Below are 16,694 nucleotides of genomic sequence, written 5' to 3'. Positions count from 1 at the left end.
CGCGCGCAGGCCACCCCCAAACACCAAAGAGCGCTTGGCATTTGTAGCCCGGATGGAGCGAACGGCGATCCGGCGCGGAGCCGCTCACGCTGCCTGCGCGGCCCGGCGAATGTGAACCGGCACCGACTTGTACGACGGCGTGCCGCTCTCCTTGTCCTGGTAGTCGAGCGGCACCAGGCCGTTGGCTTCTGGATAATAGGCGGCGACCGAGCCGCGGGCGATGTCGTAGACGATCGCGGTCAAGGTCAAGCGCCGTGGCGCGCCCGAGGGCAGCGCGGTCTCGATCTCGACGAGATCGCCATGGGCGAGGCCGCGCGCGGAGAGGTCGGCCTCGTTCGCGAACAGCACGTCGCGCCGGCCGAACACGCCGCGATAGCGGTCGTTCAGGCCGTAGATCGTGGTGTTGTACTGGTCGTGGCTGCGGATGGTGGCGAGCTTGAGGACTGACTTGTCCGCCAGCACCGGATCCTCTTCGAGGTCGTCGAAGATCAGGAATTCGGCCTTGCCTGACGGCGTGGTCCATTTGCGCTCGGTCGGCGGCAGCGGCAGGCGGAAGCCGCCGGGAGTGCGGATGCGCGCGTTGTAATCCTTGAAGTCAGGGAAGACGCCCTCGATGGCGTCGCGGATGCGGTCGTAGTCGGCGATCAGCTCGGCCCACGGCACCTTGGTCGCCGGCAGGGTCGCCATCGCGATGCCGGCAATGATCGCCGATTCCGACAGCAGATCTTCGGAGGCCGGGGTGAGCTTGCCGCGCGAGGCGTGTACCATCGACATCGAATCCTCGACCGTGACGACCTGCGGGCCCGAGGCCTGGATGTCGCGCTCGGTGCGGCCCAGCACCGGCAGGATGATCGACTGCTTGCCGACCAGAAGATGCGAGCGATTCAGCTTGGTGCCAAGATGCACGGCAAGCTCAAGCTTGCGCATCGCGGCCGTGCAGCGTTCCGGGTCGGGCAAAGCGATGGCAAAATTGCCGCCGAGGCAGACCAACACCTTCGATCGACCGTCGTCGATCGCCTCCATCGCGGCGACCGCGTCATGGCCGTGATGGCGCGGCGGCTTGAAGCCGAAGGTGCGCTCGATGCCCTCGAACATCGGGATGTTGGGCTTCTCGGTGATGCCGACGGTGCGGTTGCCCTGCACGTTGGAGTGGCCGCGCAGCGGGCAGATGCCGGCGCCCGGCTTGCCGTAATTGCCCTTCAAGAGCAGCAGGTTTGCGATCTGCTGCACATTGTCGGTGCCGCGCATGTGCTGGGTGATGCCCATGCCGTAGGTGACGATGGTGGCGTTGGATTTTGCATACGCGACCGCGACCTCACCGAGCTGCGCGCGGCTGAAGCCGGAGACGGTCTCGATCGCCTCCCAGGGCGTCGCACGCAGGTCGGCCGCGAACGCCTCGAAGCCGTTGGTGTGCTCGGCGATGAAGGCGTGGTCGAGCACGTCTTTCGTCGCGTCATCCTTCTCGATCAGTGCCTTCATGACGCCCTTCAGCACCGCGGCGTCGGCCCCGACCTTCGGCTGGTAGTAGGTCGAGGCGATCCGCGTCGAGCCGAGCGTCGCCATCTCGATCGGGTCCTGCGGATCGGCGAAGCGCTCCAGCGCGCGTTCGCGCAAGGGATTGAACACGATGATCGGCACGCCGCGGCGCGACACCTCCCACAAGGTGCCCATCATGCGCGGATGGTTGGTGCCGGGGTTGTGGCCCATCGCGATGATCAGCTCGCAATGGTCGAAATCGTCCAGCGACACCGTGCCCTTGCCGATGCCGATCGATTGCGGCAGCCCGACGCTGGTCGCCTCGTGGCACATGTTGGAGCAGTCCGGAAAATTGTTGCTGCCGTATTCGCGCGCGAAGATCTGGAACAGGAAGGCAGCCTCGTTGGAGGCGCGGCCGGAGGTGTAGAACTCGGCCATGTTGGGATCCGGCAGCGCGCGCAGGCTCTCGCCGATCCGCGCGAAGGCGTTCTCCCAGCTGATCGGCTGGTAGGTGTCGCTTGCGGCGTCATAGGCGAGGGGCTGGGTCAGGCGGCCCTCGTTCTCCAGATGGAAATCGGTCCAGCCGAGCAGTTCGGTCACGGTGTGCGCGGCAAAGAACTCCGGCGTGACGCGCTTGCTGGTCGCCTCCCAGGTCACGGCCTTGGCGCCGTTCTCGCAGAACTGGAAGGTGGAGGTGTGCTCCTTGTCGGGCCAGGCGCAGCCCGGGCAGTCGAAGCCATCGGGCTTGTTGGTCCGCAGCAGCGTGATCGGCGCCTCGACCAGATCCATCTGGGTGCGAACCGCCTCGGCGGTTGCCTTGAGGGCGCCCCATCCGCCGGCGGGAGCATCATAGGGGCGGATACCGGGAACGTCGCGCTTTTGGACCATATGTCCTCCTGCTGCTCTTGAGTTCTGACCCGTGCGTTTGTCCCCGAAGCGATTGCTTGTTTTGCGACACCTGCGCGCTTCGATCGACGTTCTCGATCTGAAACAGCCGTCTCGTGGAGGAGGTTAGACTAGTCAGCCAGAGCTTGCGGTCAACAGTCTGTCAGACGCGTAGCCCGGGTTGGAGCCAACAGGTCGCGCGAAGGCGCGCCCGATCAACTCTACTAGACTGCTTTTCGAAGACCAGAGTCCACCAGCGTTAGCTGTGGAGGAGATCCCGGCGTCACATATCTGTTGACGCCCGGTGTTAGGACCGGCTTGCACCGCCCGGCATTTTCCGCGGGGTGCTCTCCGCATTGCCTGATCTATCGAATTGCTCCTCCCCCGACAAAAAAGGCTCAGCTCCATGACGCGCTTGCTCTTTGGCACTGCCGCTGCCGGTGTCCTGCTTGCGGCCGCATCGTCCGCCCATGCCGGCTCCACGCTCTCATACGTTCCGGACAGCCTGACACAATCCGTGATCGAACACGGACCGTGGACGCTGCATCAGTCCGGACATCATTTTCATCACGACGCTTCCGGCATCGTGCCGCCGGGCACGCTCACGCCGCCCTACAATCCGGCCCTCTATGGGACGCCTTATGCCGGCTATTGCTCGGCGAACGGCGAGACCACGATCAATCACGGCAAGAGCGTGATGCAGCCGTACTATTTTCCGTTCGTTCGCCGTCGCGGCGCGGTCCTTGAAGGCCTGTTCGACTATCGCCCGCGCAATGAACAGGAGGCGACGGTCGCTGCGATCTCGACGGATTGGGGCGCGACCTGGCAGTTCAGGGGCAAGGCGCTGGCGCTCAACCCCTACTGCCCGTGGGATGCGACCGATCCGGACAACCAGAACGTCAACGTCAACGGCGTGAAGACGGCGTACGGCTCGTCGAGCGCAAATGCCGGCGACAACGGGCTTGGCCACGCCTTCGTGCTGTCCGTGAAGGGCAAGCAACGCGTCTATCATCTCAACCGCGCCGATGGTCACATCGACAGCGATCAGCTCGTGGTCCATCCGCTGCATCGCGGCGAGGACTTCTCGCTGTTCGGACTTCCGGAACTCGGATTTGTCAGCCCGCTTGGGTCCGGCGGCTATCCCAAGCTCGAGGCTACGGCGGGTGCGACCACCGGCCTGATCGATCCCGACGCGATTCTCGGCGCCGTGCACATGGGCGAGAAGACCGCCGTCGTCTACGTCTCCAAGAACCTCACCCCCGGCGACAAGGGCTTCCCGGCCAACCAGGTGTGCCCGTCAACGCCGGCCTTCGCGCTGACCAACCTCGTCAACAAGAAGCCGCGGAAGGCCAACCATGACGTGATCACGATTCGTGTTGCAACGACGACTGATGGCGTGAACTTCACCGACGCCGGCCCGGCGACCGGCCTCAACGACCAGACCACGGTTGCGCTGAACGGCATTCGCTGGCTCGGCAGCGGCAGCATCCTGCGCATTCACGACGGGCGCTTCGGCATGTTCTTCGGCGCCGGAAACTGCCTGGACAACGACTCCGATGGCTTCCACTTCATCGGCTACGCCGAAACCGACAATCCGGTTCGCGGCGCCGGCGATCTCCTGAAGTGGCACGTGGTCAACGGCTTCGACAATCCGATCCTGTCCACCGACAAGGTCGTCGATCCCGCCGGCCCGCGGCCGTATCCGCTGAATGCGCCGCTCGTGAACGTTCATGGCGCAGATGCGCTGACGGCCGCGCAAGTCGCGCCCTTCGTACCGCCGGGCGAGGGCTACACCTCGAACTTCTTCAGCGGCCGGGTCTACGATCCGCAGGCGGTGCTGACCGACGAGCGGACCGTGACGATCGTGTTCGCCGGCTACAACACGCCGCAGCCGAGCAACAATCTCGGTGACTACCGGTCGATCGGCCGGTTCCAGCTTGGCGTCCGACCCGGCTACTTCATGCCGCCCTTCGTCGAGTCCGAGGACTGAGGCGCGCGGAAATCCAGACTGACAAGGACGCGGATCGAAGTTTGGACGGCTCGATCCGCGTCTTCCTATTTGCTATTTCTTGCGATCGAGAAACCCCTGCAGCAGCCGCTGCGGCTCGCCGGTCAGGAAAGACTTTCCGAACACGCCGACGCTGAGGTTCACGGACTCGGTCAGCGGCAGCTCTTCCCACTGCCGCAGCAGGTCCTTCTGGATGCGCAGCGCTTCGGGGCCGCATTCCAGCAGCGCTTTCACGGTGTGCTCGACGGCCTCATCGAGACCGCCGGGTTTTGCCACTGTGTCGATGAGACCCCAGGACAGCGCGGTCGGGGCGTCGATGTTCTCGGCGGTCATCATCAGCCAGCGGGCGCGGCCCCAGCCGATCAGCCGCGGCAGCAGCGCCGCATGAATCACCGAGGGGATGCCGACCCTGACCTCGGGCATGCCGAACATCGCGTCATGCGCCGCGACGCGGACGTCGCAGGCGGCCGCGACCTCGAGCCCGCCACCGAGGCACCAGCCGGGCAGGCGGGCGATGACAGGCGCCGGAAACTTCCGCACGGCCTCGCAGAGGTCGCGCAGGCGGCTGATGAAGCCTTCGGCGGACTTCTGATCGAGCGTCGCCATCTCCTTGATGTCGGCGCCGCCGATCATGCTGCGCTCGCTTTCGCCGGCCAGGATCACCGCGCGGATGCTGTGGTCGGCGGCCAGATGCTCGAAACCTTCGCGCACGCCGTTGGTCACGGCTGAGCTCACGATGTTCAGCTTGCCGGCGTTGCAGATGGTGAGGCGGACGACGCCTCTGCTGTCGCGGTCGATGCCGCAGTGGGGATTGAGCATGTCCATGGAATGGTTCCGGCGCAGGAATTGATCGCGCCATGTCCCGGACAAAGCAGGTCCCTGTCAAGCATCGGTGGCTGTTGCGCTGGCGAACGCAGATATATAGAATTATACACGTCATATAAAAGGAGCCAACATGACCGCCGGCGAGACATCAGACCTTCATTCCCCCGAGTTGACGCGCACGCGCGTGGTGGAATGGCAGGCGCCTGGGCCGGTGGCAAAGGCGGCGATGCCGATGTCCGGCATCGAGGCGATGCGTGCGATCCGCGACGGCGTGTTACCGCCGCCGCCGATGGCCAGGCTGATCGGCTTCCGCGTGGCCGTAGTCGAGGAGGGGTGGATCGTGATGGAGCTCGAGCCGCATGAGAGCCTGGAAAACACCATCGGCCTGCTGCACGGGGCGACCGCCGCGGCGCTGCTCGACACCGCGATGGGCTGTGCGATCTCCACCGTGCTGCCGGCGGGCCAGACCTCGGTCACGCTCGACCTCAAGCTGACCTATCTGCGCCCGCTCTCGGTCCGCTCGGGAACCATCTCGGCCGAGGGCAAGGTGATCAAGCTCGGCCGCCAGACCAGCTACACCGAGGGCTTCGTCCGCGACGGCAGGGGCAGTCTTGCGGTGCACGCGACTGCGACATTCTCGATGCTCGGCGGGGAACCCAAAGCGGCTGATAACGCGAAATAACTGCAGCATTCCCGGCGCAAAACTGCTATTATATGATTAGAAACATTCCAAGAGATCGGCATGCGCTATTCGAAAGAACACAAGCAGGAGACCCACGCGCGAATCGTGAAGAAGGCCGCGACGCGGCTGCGTGAGAAGGGCGCCCACGGCATCGGCGTCGCCGACCTGATGAAGGACGCCGGGCTGACCCATGGCGGCTTCTACGCGCATTTCGACTCGCGCGAGGCGCTGGTGATCGAGGCGTTCAACTATGCGATGGACCGCGCCACCGAGCGCTGGCGCAAGGTCACCGCTGAGGTAGCGCCGGAGAAGCGGCTTTCGACCATTGTCGACGGCTATCTGTCGGCGACCCATCGCGACGACCCCGGCCAGGGCTGCGCGGTGCCGGCGCTCGGCGCCGAGATCGCCCGCGAAAGCCCGAAGACCCGCAAGGCCTTCGCGCTCAAGCTCGACCAGATGATCGACATGATCGCCGACCAGATCCAGGACGTGCCGCGCAAGACCGCGCGCAAGCAGGCGATGGCGGCGCTGGCCACTATGATGGGCACCATCGTGATGTCGCGGATCGCGGGCAATGGCGAGATGTCCGACGAGATCCTGAGCGCGGGCCGCGAGGCGACGCTGGGACGCGCCGCTGCGGCGAAGGCACCTGCGAAGAAGAAGGTGAATTAGGCAATTCGCTTCCCCAACGTCGTCCCGGCGAAGGCCCTAGGGCATGCACAGATCTCTGAGGGACCATCCAGCGGCTGCGGCGTGGAAGTATTGCAGGCCGTGTTTCATAGTGATGGGGCCCGGCGGTTTGGACGATGGATAGCCGTCCCAGCCGCCGAGCCGGCCGATAATCCAGGCGGCCCAAGCGAGGCTGTCAGGCGGGTGCGGGTTTCTCAGCCGCTTGCTTTGGGCTTCGAGGTTGCGATTGAGGGCGGCAAGTGTAGCGACTTCCCCAGCATTGAAGGCAATTCGGACAGACTGGTTGTCGCGACCATCGCGCGCCTGCACAAGCTGAAGGGAGATGACTGCCGCCTTGGCCGCGATCGCGACCAGCTTGAGAAGCCGCTCGGCGGTCCCGATCTGACTGTCTTCGAGCTTGAGGCCTTGTGTCTTCAAGATGCGGAAGAACTGCTCGATCAGCCACCGCCGCTTGTACCATTCGATAATGCGCCAGGCCTCTTCTGCATTCGTCACCGGATGCGTGGTGAGCAGCCGCCAGTGCAGCGGCTCGATCCCGGCCTGCGGCTCGATCTCGCGCACATCGACCAGGATCAAGGGTAGGCTTTTCGGCAGATGGCGCAGGAACTTGGTTTGCGGTCGGGCCAGTTCGACGGCGCCGAAGCGCAGATCGAGAAGCGCAGCCCGCTCAGGCCGTTGTGCTCGCGCAGGCAATACGATGGTCCGTTGTTCGATGCTGGTCATGGCCTCGCTGGCCGCATACAGGCCACAGCCATCCGCCAGCTTGCGATCATGCATGCTCCGGGCAATGACGTGGAACTGGTGTTCTGCGGCGCAGGCGTAGAGCGCGAAGATGTCGCTCTCGCGGTCGCCCAGCATGGTCACCATCGCAGCCTTCGCCAACAGCGGCTTGGCTGCCAGAGCGGTCGCGATCCAGCGTTGCGATTCTTTGTCCTTCAGATCGCGATTGTCGTGCGAGACGGTGCGGCGGCCCTGGCGGGTCCAGATCTCGCCGTGCAACAGGCCAAGGCAGCAGCCGCTTTCCGCGTCTGCGGCCAGCATCGGGTGCAGCAACACCCCGCGGGTGTTGCCATGACCGATCTCGCCCAAGCCACGCCGGTTTTGTGCCTTGGTGGCAAAATTGATCTCGCTGGTATCCTGGATCGCCAGCACATGGCGGCCTTCGGCCGCCATTACCGTACCATCGCTCCAGCTTTCGATTATCCGCGTCGTCGTCACCTTGGCATTGCCGAGAAAGCGGTTGAAGCGCACCTCCCGGGCACGCATGCCTCCTGCCAGCCGTCGCAGGCAGACATCCTTGCCCGCGACCATGCATTCGACGAGCGCCGCCCCCCTTTATCGAGGCGGAGATCCCCGAACCGACCTAATGACCAGTCAATTTGCGCCAGCATGTCGACACCTCCGCCAAAGCCGAAGTGCCGCAATATGAATCACACGAAATACCGATTCGGGAATCCCCACCCAACTAGATGTGTGCATGCCCTAGGGCGTTCGCCGGGACGACGGAGAGATTACACCCCGCTGAACAGCGCGCGTTCGGCTTCCACCGTCTCGTAGATGTAGTCCGCCACCGCGCGGATGCGGGCGAGGTCCTTGCTGTCGGCGTGCATCAGGAGCCAGAAGGTGCGGGAGATCCGCACCTCGTCGGGCAGCACCGGCTGCAGTTCGGGATGGGCTGATGCCATGAAGTGCGGCAGCACGGCGATGCCGAAGCCGGCGATGGTGGCGTTGAGCTGCGCGATCAGGTTGGCACTGCGGAATTTCGCGGAGATCTTCGGCGAGACCTGCGGCAGATAGTCCAGTTCCGGCGTGAACAGCAGCTCCTCGATGTAACCGACGAAGCGGTGCCGCGGCAGGTCGGCACGCGCGGCGATCACAGGCGCCTGCGCCAGATAGGCGGGTGCGGCATAAAGCCCGAGCGTGTAGTCCAGAAGCTTGCGGCCGACGATGCGGCCTTCCTTCGGCATGGTCAGGCTGATCGCGATATCGGCCTCGCGCTTGGAGAGCGAGAACAGCCGCGCGGTGGCGACGAGTTGCAGGTCGAGATCGGGATACCGCTCGGTGAACTTGACCAGCCGCGAGGCCAGGAAGTGACTGCCGAAGCCGTCGGGCGCGCCGATCCGCACCGTGCCGGTGAGATGCGCGCGCGAGCCGCCGACCGCCTCCTGGTTGGCCACGATGGTGGATTCCATCGCCTCGGCGCTGTCGGCGACGCGCTGGCCCGCCTCGGTCAGCAGGTAGCCGGTTTTGCGCCGATCAAACAGTTTTGCGGAGAGGTGGCGCTCCAGCCGGTCGACACGCCGGATCACTGTGGCATGATCGACACCGAGCTGCTTGGCGGCAGCCGAAACCGACCCGCCGCGCACGATGGCAAGCACGAAACGGAAGTCGTCCCAGTCGATTGTGTCGCTGCCTTGATCCTGCATTACCGCACATCTATGGTGCAATTTATCGGACTTGAATCCTATAAAATGCAGGGTCATAGGGTTTGTAAAGCGATCTCGCCGCGCGGAGCGGCGATTCACGTCTCCAAGGGAGGATATTCATGCGCTCGATCGGACATTTCATCGGTGGCAAGGAGGTCAAGGGCACCTCGGGCCGTACGGCCGACGTCTTCGAGCCGATGACCGGCGACGTCCAGGCCAAGGTGGCGCTGGCCTCCAAGGCCGAGGTCCGTGCCGCGGTCGAGAACGCCCGCGCCGCGCAGGGCGAATGGGCCGCCACCAACCCGCAGCGCCGCGCCCGCGTCATGATGAAGTTCGTCGAGCTGGTGCAGCGCGACTACGACAAGCTCGCCGAGCTTTTGGCGCGCGAGCATGGCAAGACCGTTCCCGACGCCAAGGGCGACATCCAGCGCGGCCTCGAGGTCGCCGAGTTCGCCTGCGGCATCCCGCATCTGATGAAGGGCGAGTACACCGAGGGCGCTGGTCCCGGCATCGACATCTACTCGATGCGTCAACCCCTGGGAGTGGTCGCCGGCATCACGCCGTTCAACTTCCCGGCGATGATCCCGATGTGGAAGTTCGCGCCTGCGATCGCCTGCGGCAATGCCTTCATCCTGAAGCCGTCCGAACGCGATCCCGGCGTGCCGATGGCGCTGGCCCAGTTGATGATCGAAGCGGGGCTGCCGGCCGGCATCCTCAACGTCGTCAACGGCGACAAGGAGGCGGTCGACGCCATCCTCGACGATCCCGACGTCAAGGCGATCGGCTTCGTCGGCTCGACGCCCATTGCCCAGTACATCTATGAGCGCGCCGCGCAGACCGGCAAGCGTTGCCAGTGCTTCGGCGGCGCCAAGAACCACGCCATCATCATGCCCGACGCCGACATGGACCAGGCGGTCGATGCGCTGATCGGTGCCGGCTACGGCTCGGCCGGCGAGCGCTGCATGGCGGTGTCGGTTGCGGTCCCCGTCGGCAAGACCACCGCCGACCGGCTGATGGAAAAGCTGATCCCGCGCGTCGAGTCGCTCAAGATCGGCACCTCGGTCGATCCGTCGGCCGACTACGGTCCGCTGGTGACCCGCGAGGCGGTCGAGAAGGTCAAGAGCTACATCGACATCGGCGTCAAGGAAGGCGCCACGCTCGCGGTCGACGGCCGCGGCTTCAAGATGCAGGGCTACGAGAACGGCTTCTACCTCGGTGGTTCGCTGTTCGACAACGTCACCAAGGACATGCGGATCTACAAGGAAGAGATCTTCGGCCCGGTGCTCTCGGTGGTGCGCGCCAAGGACTATCACGAGGCGCTGGCGCTGCCGTCCGACCACGACTACGGCAACGGCGTTGCGATCTTCACCCGCGACGGCGACGCCGCGCGCGACTTCGCGGCCAAGGTCAATGTCGGCATGGTCGGCGTCAACGTGCCGATCCCGGTGCCGATCGCCTACTATACGTTCGGCGGCTGGAAGAAGTCGGGCTTCGGCGATCTCAACCAGCACGGTCCAGACTCGGTCCGCTTCTACACCAAGACCAAGACGGTGACCTCGCGCTGGCCGTCCGGCGTCAAGGACGGTGCGGAGTTCTCGATCCCGACGATGAAGTGACGCGAGATTGGAGTGAGCTTCGGCAGCATCGGCAAATCACCTCTCCCTGTGGGAGAGGTCGGCGCGAAGCGCCGGGTGAGGGGGCACGGTCTCTCGTTAGAGCAGCACACCCTCACCCGATTTGCTGCGCAAATCGACCTCTCCCCGGTGGGGAGCGGTGACCTCAGCGTGCGGGGGCATTGAGATGCAGTTCGCTCTCAACGAGGACCAGATCGCGGTTCGCGACATGGCGCGGGCGTTTGCGGCGGAAAAGATCGCGCCCCACGCGCTCGAATGGGACGAGACGAAGCACTTTCCCGTGGATGTGATGCGCGAGGCCGCAGGCCTCGGCATCGGCGGCATCTATATCAAGGACGATGTCGGCGGCTCGGCGATGACGCGGTTCGACGCCGCGCTGATCTTCGAGGCGCTGGCGACCGGGTGCCCGACCACGTCGGCCTTCATCTCGATCCACAACATGGCGTCCTGGATGATCGATGCCTATGGCAACGACACCCAGCGCCACAAATGGCTGCCCAAGCTCTGCACTATGGAGCTGATCGCGAGCTACTGCCTGACCGAGCCGGGCGCCGGCTCGGACGCTGCGGCGCTGCGCACCCGCGCGGTGCGCGACGGCGATCACTACGTGCTCAACGGCCAGAAGCAGTTCATTTCGGGCGCCGGCAGCACCGACCTTCTGGTGGCGATGGTGCGCACCGGCGGCGACGGCCCCGGCGGCGTCTCGACGGTCGTGATCGACGGCAAGACGCCGGGCGTTTCGTTCGGCAATAACGAACGCAAGATGGGCCGGAACGCGCAGCCGACCCGCGCTGTCATTTTCGAGAATGCCCGCGTGCCGGTCGCAAACCGGCTCGGCGAGGAGGGCATCGGCTTCAAGATCGCGATGGCCGGCCTCGATGGCGGCCGGCTCAACATCGCGGCGTGCTCGCTCGGCGGCGCGCAGGCGGCGCTCGACAAGGCGCTGGCTTACATGAAGGACCGCAAGGCCTTTGGAAAACGGCTCGACGAATTCCAGGCGCTGCAGTTCAAGATCGCCGACATGGCGACCGAGCTCGAAGCCGCACGCACCTTCCTGTGGCGCGCGGCGGCGGCGCTCGATCGCAAGGATCCGGACGCCTCGATGTTGTGCGCGATGGCGAAGCGCTTCGGCACCGATGTCGGTTTCGAGGTCGCCAACCAGGCGCTGCAGCTGCATGGCGGTTACGGTTACCTCAGCGAATACGGCGTCGAGAAGATCGTGCGCGATCTGCGCGTGCACCAGATCCTCGAAGGCACCAATGAAATCATGCGGCTGATCGTGTCGCGCAAGTTGATCGAGGGCGCGCGATGAACGATGTGGCCGCGGAAGGCGATCTGATCGCACGCAAGGAAGGGGCGGCCGGCATCATCCGGCTCAACCGGCCGAAGGCGATCAATGCCGTGACGCTGGAGATGTTCCACGACATCGACAGGGCGCTCGACGCGTTCGAAGCCGATCCCGAGGTCGCGGTCATCTTGCTGGAAGGCGCCGGCGAGCGCGGCCTGTGTGCCGGCGGCGACATCCGGGCGCTCTGGGAAAGCTCGAAGGTCAAGGGTGATCTCGGCAAGATCCTGTGGCGCGACGAGTACATCCTCAACGCACGGATCAAGAAATTTCCAAAACCCTATGTTGCGTTCATGGACGGCATCGTGATGGGCGGCGGCGTCGGGTTGTCGGCGCACGGCAGCCACCGCGTGGTGACCGAGCGGACGAAACTCGCGATGCCCGAGGTTGGGCTCGGCTTCTTCCCCGATGTCGGCGGCACATATCTGCTGTCGCGCTCGCCCGGCGAGATCGGCACCTATTTTGGTCTCACCGGCACCACGATGAATGGGCCCGATGCGATCTACGCGAAGTTTGCCGATGCCGTGGTGCCGAGCGCAAAGCTCCCAGCGCTGCGCGAGGCGCTGACCAAGGTCGCACCACGCAGCAGTTCGGCTGAGATCGACCGGCTGATCGCGGGCTTTGCGACCGGCGAAAAATCCGGCCCCGTTGCTGCGATGCAGGCCAAAATCGACGGCTGGTTCGCGCGCGGCCGGATGGAGGACATCGTCGCCGCACTGACGGCCGACGGATCGGACCTGGCGCAGGCCACGCTGAAGACGCTCGGCGAAAAATCGCCGCGCGGCATGGTGGTGACGCTAAAACTACTGCGGCTGGCGCGGGCGACCGCGACGCTGGAAGAGTGCCTGGTGCGCGAATATCGCGCGGCGCTCGAAGTGTTCGCCAGCGACGATTTCCGCGAGGGCGTGCGCGCCGCGGTGATCGACAAGGACCGCAATCCGAAATGGTCGCCGCCTGAGATCGAGGACGTGACGGCGGAGATGCTAGCGCCTTACTTCGCCGAGATCGGCGCCGATGAACTGAAATTCCCTGACAGCAAATAGAAACGTCGCAAGCGGAGGACTTCCCATGGCAAACGTCGCATTCATCGGGCTCGGCAATATGGGCGGGCCGATGGCGGCCAATCTGGTCAAGGCCGGCCACAAGGTGACCGCGTTCGATCTGGTCGCAGCGTCCCGCGATCAGGCCAAGAGCGATGGCGCCGCGATCGCCGAGAGCGGCGTTGGCGCGGTGAAGGGCGCCGACGTCGTGATCACCATGCTGCCTGCCGGCAAGCATGTGCTCGGCGTCTGGAACGAAGTGCTTCCCGCCATGAGCAAGGGCGCGCTGATCATCGACTGCTCGACCATCGACGTCGAAAGCGCCAAGCAGGCGCACGCGCTCGCGGCCAAGCACGGCATGGCTTCGGTCGATGCGCCGGTCTCCGGCGGCACCGGCGGCGCCAAGGGCGCGACGCTGACCTTCATGTGCGGCGGCGAGGCGAAGGCGTTCGCGGCGGCCCAGCCGATGCTGGCCAACATGGGCAAGAAGATCGTGCATTGCGGCGCCGGCGGCGCAGGACAGGCGGCCAAGATCTGCAACAACATGATCCTCGGCATTTCCATGATCGCGGTCGGCGAGGCCTTTGTGCTGGCCGAAAAGCTCGGCCTCTCGCACCAGGCGCTGTTCGACGTCGCCTCGACCTCGTCGGGGCAGTGCTGGTCGCTGACCACCTATTGCCCGGTTCCCGGCCCGGTGCCGACCTCGCCGGCGAACAACGACTACAAGCCGGGCTTCGCCTCCAATTTGATGGTGAAGGATCTGACGCTGGCGCAGGACGCCGCCAATGCCGCCGGCGCGGTGACGCCGCTCGGCAAGCACGCGCAGGAGCTCTACAAGACCTTCGACGCCTCGGGCCACGGCGGGGTCGACTTTTCCGGAATTATCCAGCACGTTCGCAGCCTCGCTGGAAAGTAATTATATTGCGTCATCCTTCGAGACGCCGCGCATAGCGCGGCTCCTCCAGCGACAACGCGAAGCGTTGCGCGGGATGACGACAGCGGATGTGGAGAAGCCGGATGACCACATTTCAGGACGCACGTGCCTTTCTGCTCAAGCATCGCACCGACTACGACGCGGCGGTGAAGGGATTCCGCTGGCCGGATCCAGTGCCGTTCAACTGGGCGCTGGACTGGTTCGACGCGGAGCTCGCGCACAATGCCGACAGCCGCGACCGGCCGGCGCTGTGGATCGTCGATGCCGCCAGCGGCAACGAGACGAAACGGTCCTTCGCCGAGCTGTCGCGCCGTTCCAATCAGGTTGCAAATTTCCTGCGTGCGCAGGGGCTGAAGCGCGGCGATCATCTGTTGCTGCTGCTCGGCAATGTCGTCCCGCTGTGGGAGACCATGCTGGCGGCAATGAAGCTCGGCGTCGTCGTGATTCCCGCGACCACGCTTTTGACTGCGGATGAGTTGCGCGACCGGCTGGATCGCGGCAAAGCCAAGGCGGTGGTTGCCACCCAGGATCAGGTCGCGAAGTTCGCAGGGCTCGGCGCCGGCAATCTCTCGCGCATCGTGGTCGGCGCGACGCAGACCCACGAGGGTTGGTTGCCGTTCGAGGATGCGGCGAAGCAGTCGGATGCCTTCACACCCGACGGCCCGACCAGGGCCGACGACCCGATGCTGCTCTATTTCACCTCGGGTACCACGGCAAAACCAAAGCTGGTGCGGCACAGCCAGCGCAGCTATCCGGTCGGCCATCTCTCGACCATGTATTGGATCGGGCTGCAGCCTGGCGACGTCCATCTCAACATTTCGTCGCCCGGCTGGGCCAAGCACGCCTGGAGCTGCTTCTTCGCGCCGTGGAATGCCGGCGCCACGATCTTCATCGCCAATCAGCCGCGCTTCGAGGCGAAAGGGTTGCTCTCGATCATCGGCCGCTGCGGGGTCACCACGCTGTGCGCGCCGCCGACGGTGTGGCGGATGTTCATCCAGGAAGACCTTGCGAGCTTCAAGGTTTCGCTGCGCGAGGTCTGCGGCGCCGGCGAGCCGCTCAATCCCGAGATCATCGACCAGGTCAAATCGGCCTGGGGCCTGACCATCCGCGACGGTTACGGCCAGACCGAGACCACGGCGCTGGCCGGCAACTCGCCGGGGCAGAAGGTCAAGATCGGCTCGATGGGCCGGCCGCTGCCCGGCTATCGCGTGCAGGTCACCGACAGTGACGGCCACGCAGCCAAGGAAGGCGAGGTGACCTTGCTGCTCGGCACTGAGCGGCCGGCCGGTCTGATGCAGGGCTATCAGGGCGACGACGGCAAGCTGATTGGTACGGACGGCGAGATCTATCGCAGCGGCGACGTCGTGTTCACCGATGACGAGGGCTATCTCACCTTCGTCGGCCGCACCGACGACGTGTTCAAGTCATCCGATTACCGCATCTCGCCGTTCGAGCTCGAGAGCGTGCTGCTGGAGCACGATGCGGTGGCGGAAGCTGCCGTGGTGCCGAGCCCGGACCCGATCCGGCTCGCGGTCCCCAAGGCCTATGTGCTGCTGGTCTCCGGTGTCGAGCGCAGCCCGGAGACGGCGCTGTCGATCTTCAAACATTTGCACACGCGGCTCGCACCGTTTAAACGCATCCGCAAGATCGAGCTGGTCACCGAACTGCCCAAGACGATTTCGGGAAAAATCCGCCGGGTGCAGTTGCGCCGGCTCGAACATGACGATGCGAGAGACGATGCGTTGCGCGGAGCCGAGTTCCGCGAGGAAGAATTTCCGGAGCTGCAGAAAGTGCGGACCTCCGGTTAGGAGGTCAGCCAATGAATGAAGTCTGGAAGAAGCCGCCGGTGTCGCTGGAAACCTACCAGGGCATGGTCGGCAAGGAGATCGGTGTCTCTTCGTGGCACCTGCTCGATCAGGGGCGCATCAATACCTACGCCGACGTGATCGAGGATCACCAGTTCATCCATGTCGATCCCGAACGCGCCAAGACGGAGACCGCCTTCGGCACCACGATTGCGCACGGCTTCCTTACGATGTCGCTGCTGTCAATCATGTCCTACGAGGTGATGCCGGTGCTCGAAGGCACCGCGATGGGCGTCAATTACGGTTTCGACAAGCTGCGCTTCATCTCGCCGGTCCGCTCGGGCAAGCGTGTTCGCGGCCGCTTCCTGCTCGCCGAAGCCACGCTGCGCAAGCCGAAGGAACTGCTGTCGCGCACTAACGTTACGGTCGAGATCGAGGGCGAGGAGAAGCCCGCGCTGGTCGCGGACTGGCTCGGCCTGATCTATTTCAGCTAGAGCGTTTTCCAGCGAAGTGGATACCGGTTCGCGCGAAGAAAACGCGTCCCAACAAGAAGCGGGAGCCCCGTTCCGACTTAATCGGAACGGAAAGGGCTCCAGCAAAAGGTTGAGTAGCTCCACCTTTCCCGCAAGCGGGAGAGGTGGAGCGAGCCCGCCTGGCTAGAAGTAGCGCATTGACGGCTTTGATTCCCGGTGTCCATCATGCTCCCGTTTGGGCGGTGCGGTCCCGGGAGTGGCAGCCATGGTGCAGAACATCGTCGCCGGACTTGTCGTCGTCGCGTTGCTTGTGATCGGCTCGATCAGCTACGCGCAGGAACATCACGAGTGCTGGAGCGGGCATCTGCTCAAGAGCCTGAAGCCCTGCGGGTCGATGACCCCCGACGTCTAGCGCGTCAAGTGGTCGGCTCTGCTACCCCCGGCCGGGCTTGACCCGGCCATCCATCGCTG

Annotated in this window: 14 protein-coding genes; 10 read left to right on the top strand and 4 right to left on the bottom strand. The window is 64.8% G+C overall.

The features are described from left to right. Positions 1-84: 84 nt before the first annotated feature. On the bottom strand, positions 85-2,364 hold the full coding sequence (locus tag ACTUWL_RS01525; RefSeq protein WP_021081058.1) for an FdhF/YdeP family oxidoreductase: 2,280 nt from the start codon (positions 2,362-2,364) through the stop codon (positions 85-87). Between the two features lie 403 nt (positions 2,365-2,767). Between ACTUWL_RS01525 and ACTUWL_RS01520 the strand changes: the two genes are divergently transcribed. Next, positions 2,768-4,351, top strand: coding sequence for a hypothetical protein (locus tag ACTUWL_RS01520; protein ID WP_021081057.1), 1,584 nt, complete (start codon positions 2,768-2,770; stop codon positions 4,349-4,351). A 72-nt stretch (positions 4,352-4,423) separates the two neighbouring features. Here the strand turns inward: ACTUWL_RS01520 and ACTUWL_RS01515 are convergent, their stop codons facing one another. Continuing rightward, positions 4,424-5,194, bottom strand: coding sequence for an enoyl-CoA hydratase (locus ACTUWL_RS01515; RefSeq protein WP_021081056.1), 771 nt, complete (start codon positions 5,192-5,194; stop codon positions 4,424-4,426). Between the two features lie 130 nt (positions 5,195-5,324). Between ACTUWL_RS01515 and ACTUWL_RS01510 the strand changes: the two genes are divergently transcribed. Together ACTUWL_RS01510 and ACTUWL_RS01505 are read left to right on the top strand one after the other, a co-directional pair. Then, a complete protein-coding gene (locus ACTUWL_RS01510) occupies positions 5,325-5,876 on the top strand; it encodes a PaaI family thioesterase (protein WP_021081055.1) in 552 nt (183 codons plus the stop codon). 60 nt (positions 5,877-5,936) lie between these two features. Then, positions 5,937-6,548, top strand: coding sequence for a TetR/AcrR family transcriptional regulator (locus ACTUWL_RS01505; protein WP_021081054.1), 612 nt, complete (start codon positions 5,937-5,939; stop codon positions 6,546-6,548). Positions 6,549-6,584: 36 nt separating this feature from the next. On the opposite strand, the gene ACTUWL_RS01500 is transcribed toward ACTUWL_RS01505, so the two are convergent. Beyond that, positions 6,585-7,877: an IS4 family transposase gene (locus tag ACTUWL_RS01500; RefSeq protein WP_110201936.1), complete on the bottom strand. Its 1,293-nt coding sequence runs from the start codon at positions 7,875-7,877 to the stop codon at positions 6,585-6,587. A gap of 200 nt (positions 7,878-8,077) precedes the next feature. Further along, positions 8,078-8,992, bottom strand: coding sequence for a LysR family transcriptional regulator (locus ACTUWL_RS01495; RefSeq protein WP_021081356.1), 915 nt, complete (start codon positions 8,990-8,992; stop codon positions 8,078-8,080). Positions 8,993-9,111: 119 nt separating this feature from the next. Between ACTUWL_RS01495 and ACTUWL_RS01490 the strand changes: the two genes are divergently transcribed. The 7 genes from ACTUWL_RS01490 (at position 9,112) to ACTUWL_RS01460 (ending at position 16,635) form a co-directional block, all read left to right on the top strand. Further along, complete coding sequence (locus ACTUWL_RS01490; protein ID WP_021081357.1) at positions 9,112-10,608, top strand: CoA-acylating methylmalonate-semialdehyde dehydrogenase; 1,497 nt, start codon at positions 9,112-9,114, stop codon at positions 10,606-10,608. A gap of 184 nt (positions 10,609-10,792) precedes the next feature. After that, complete coding sequence (locus ACTUWL_RS01485; RefSeq protein WP_021081358.1) at positions 10,793-11,938, top strand: isobutyryl-CoA dehydrogenase; 1,146 nt, start codon at positions 10,793-10,795, stop codon at positions 11,936-11,938. Beyond that, positions 11,935-13,014 (top strand): enoyl-CoA hydratase/isomerase family protein, encoded by a 1,080-nt coding sequence (locus ACTUWL_RS01480; protein WP_021081359.1) that lies wholly within the window; start codon positions 11,935-11,937, stop codon positions 13,012-13,014. Before ACTUWL_RS01485 ends, ACTUWL_RS01480 begins: the two co-directional genes overlap by 4 nt. A 25-nt stretch (positions 13,015-13,039) precedes the next feature. Continuing rightward, positions 13,040-13,927, top strand: coding sequence for a 3-hydroxyisobutyrate dehydrogenase (gene mmsB, locus ACTUWL_RS01475; protein WP_021081360.1), 888 nt, complete (start codon positions 13,040-13,042; stop codon positions 13,925-13,927). Positions 13,928-14,028: 101 nt separating this feature from the next. Continuing rightward, entirely contained in the window at positions 14,029-15,753 is a 1,725-nt protein-coding gene (locus ACTUWL_RS01470; RefSeq protein WP_021081361.1) for an AMP-binding protein, read from the top strand. A gap of 11 nt (positions 15,754-15,764) precedes the next feature. Then, the gene (locus ACTUWL_RS01465) at positions 15,765-16,244 is read left to right on the top strand and encodes a MaoC family dehydratase (RefSeq protein ID WP_021081362.1); all 480 of its coding nucleotides are present in this window, start codon (positions 15,765-15,767) and stop codon (positions 16,242-16,244) included. A gap of 244 nt (positions 16,245-16,488) precedes the next feature. Continuing rightward, positions 16,489-16,635, top strand: coding sequence for a hypothetical protein (locus ACTUWL_RS01460; protein ID WP_021081363.1), 147 nt, complete (start codon positions 16,489-16,491; stop codon positions 16,633-16,635). Positions 16,636-16,694 lie beyond the last annotated feature (59 nt).

This window comes from Bradyrhizobium sp. WCU1 (genome assembly GCF_053474805.1).
The sequence above is the reverse complement of the archived record's forward strand: the minus strand, read 5'-3'. Positions and strand labels throughout refer to the sequence as shown.

Excerpts from the sequence above, each read along its gene's own strand:
- ACTUWL_RS01525 (WP_021081058.1), bottom strand. The coding sequence starts at position 2,364 with ATGGTCCAAAAGCGCGACGTTCCCGGTATCCGCCCCTATGATGCTCCC.
- ACTUWL_RS01520 (WP_021081057.1), top strand. The coding sequence starts at position 2,768 with ATGACGCGCTTGCTCTTTGGCACTGCCGCTGCCGGTGTCCTGCTTGCG.
- ACTUWL_RS01515 (WP_021081056.1), bottom strand. The coding sequence starts at position 5,194 with ATGGACATGCTCAATCCCCACTGCGGCATCGACCGCGACAGCAGAGGC.
- ACTUWL_RS01510 (WP_021081055.1), top strand. The coding sequence starts at position 5,325 with ATGACCGCCGGCGAGACATCAGACCTTCATTCCCCCGAGTTGACGCGC.
- ACTUWL_RS01505 (WP_021081054.1), top strand. The coding sequence starts at position 5,937 with ATGCGCTATTCGAAAGAACACAAGCAGGAGACCCACGCGCGAATCGTG.
- ACTUWL_RS01500 (WP_110201936.1), bottom strand. The coding sequence starts at position 7,877 with ATGGTCGCGGGCAAGGATGTCTGCCTGCGACGGCTGGCAGGAGGCATG.
- ACTUWL_RS01495 (WP_021081356.1), bottom strand. The coding sequence starts at position 8,992 with ATGCAGGATCAAGGCAGCGACACAATCGACTGGGACGACTTCCGTTTC.
- ACTUWL_RS01490 (WP_021081357.1), top strand. The coding sequence starts at position 9,112 with ATGCGCTCGATCGGACATTTCATCGGTGGCAAGGAGGTCAAGGGCACC.
- ACTUWL_RS01485 (WP_021081358.1), top strand. The coding sequence starts at position 10,793 with ATGCAGTTCGCTCTCAACGAGGACCAGATCGCGGTTCGCGACATGGCG.
- ACTUWL_RS01480 (WP_021081359.1), top strand. The coding sequence starts at position 11,935 with ATGAACGATGTGGCCGCGGAAGGCGATCTGATCGCACGCAAGGAAGGG.
- mmsB (WP_021081360.1), top strand. The coding sequence starts at position 13,040 with ATGGCAAACGTCGCATTCATCGGGCTCGGCAATATGGGCGGGCCGATG.
- ACTUWL_RS01470 (WP_021081361.1), top strand. The coding sequence starts at position 14,029 with ATGACCACATTTCAGGACGCACGTGCCTTTCTGCTCAAGCATCGCACC.
- ACTUWL_RS01465 (WP_021081362.1), top strand. The coding sequence starts at position 15,765 with ATGAATGAAGTCTGGAAGAAGCCGCCGGTGTCGCTGGAAACCTACCAG.
- ACTUWL_RS01460 (WP_021081363.1), top strand. The coding sequence starts at position 16,489 with ATGGTGCAGAACATCGTCGCCGGACTTGTCGTCGTCGCGTTGCTTGTG.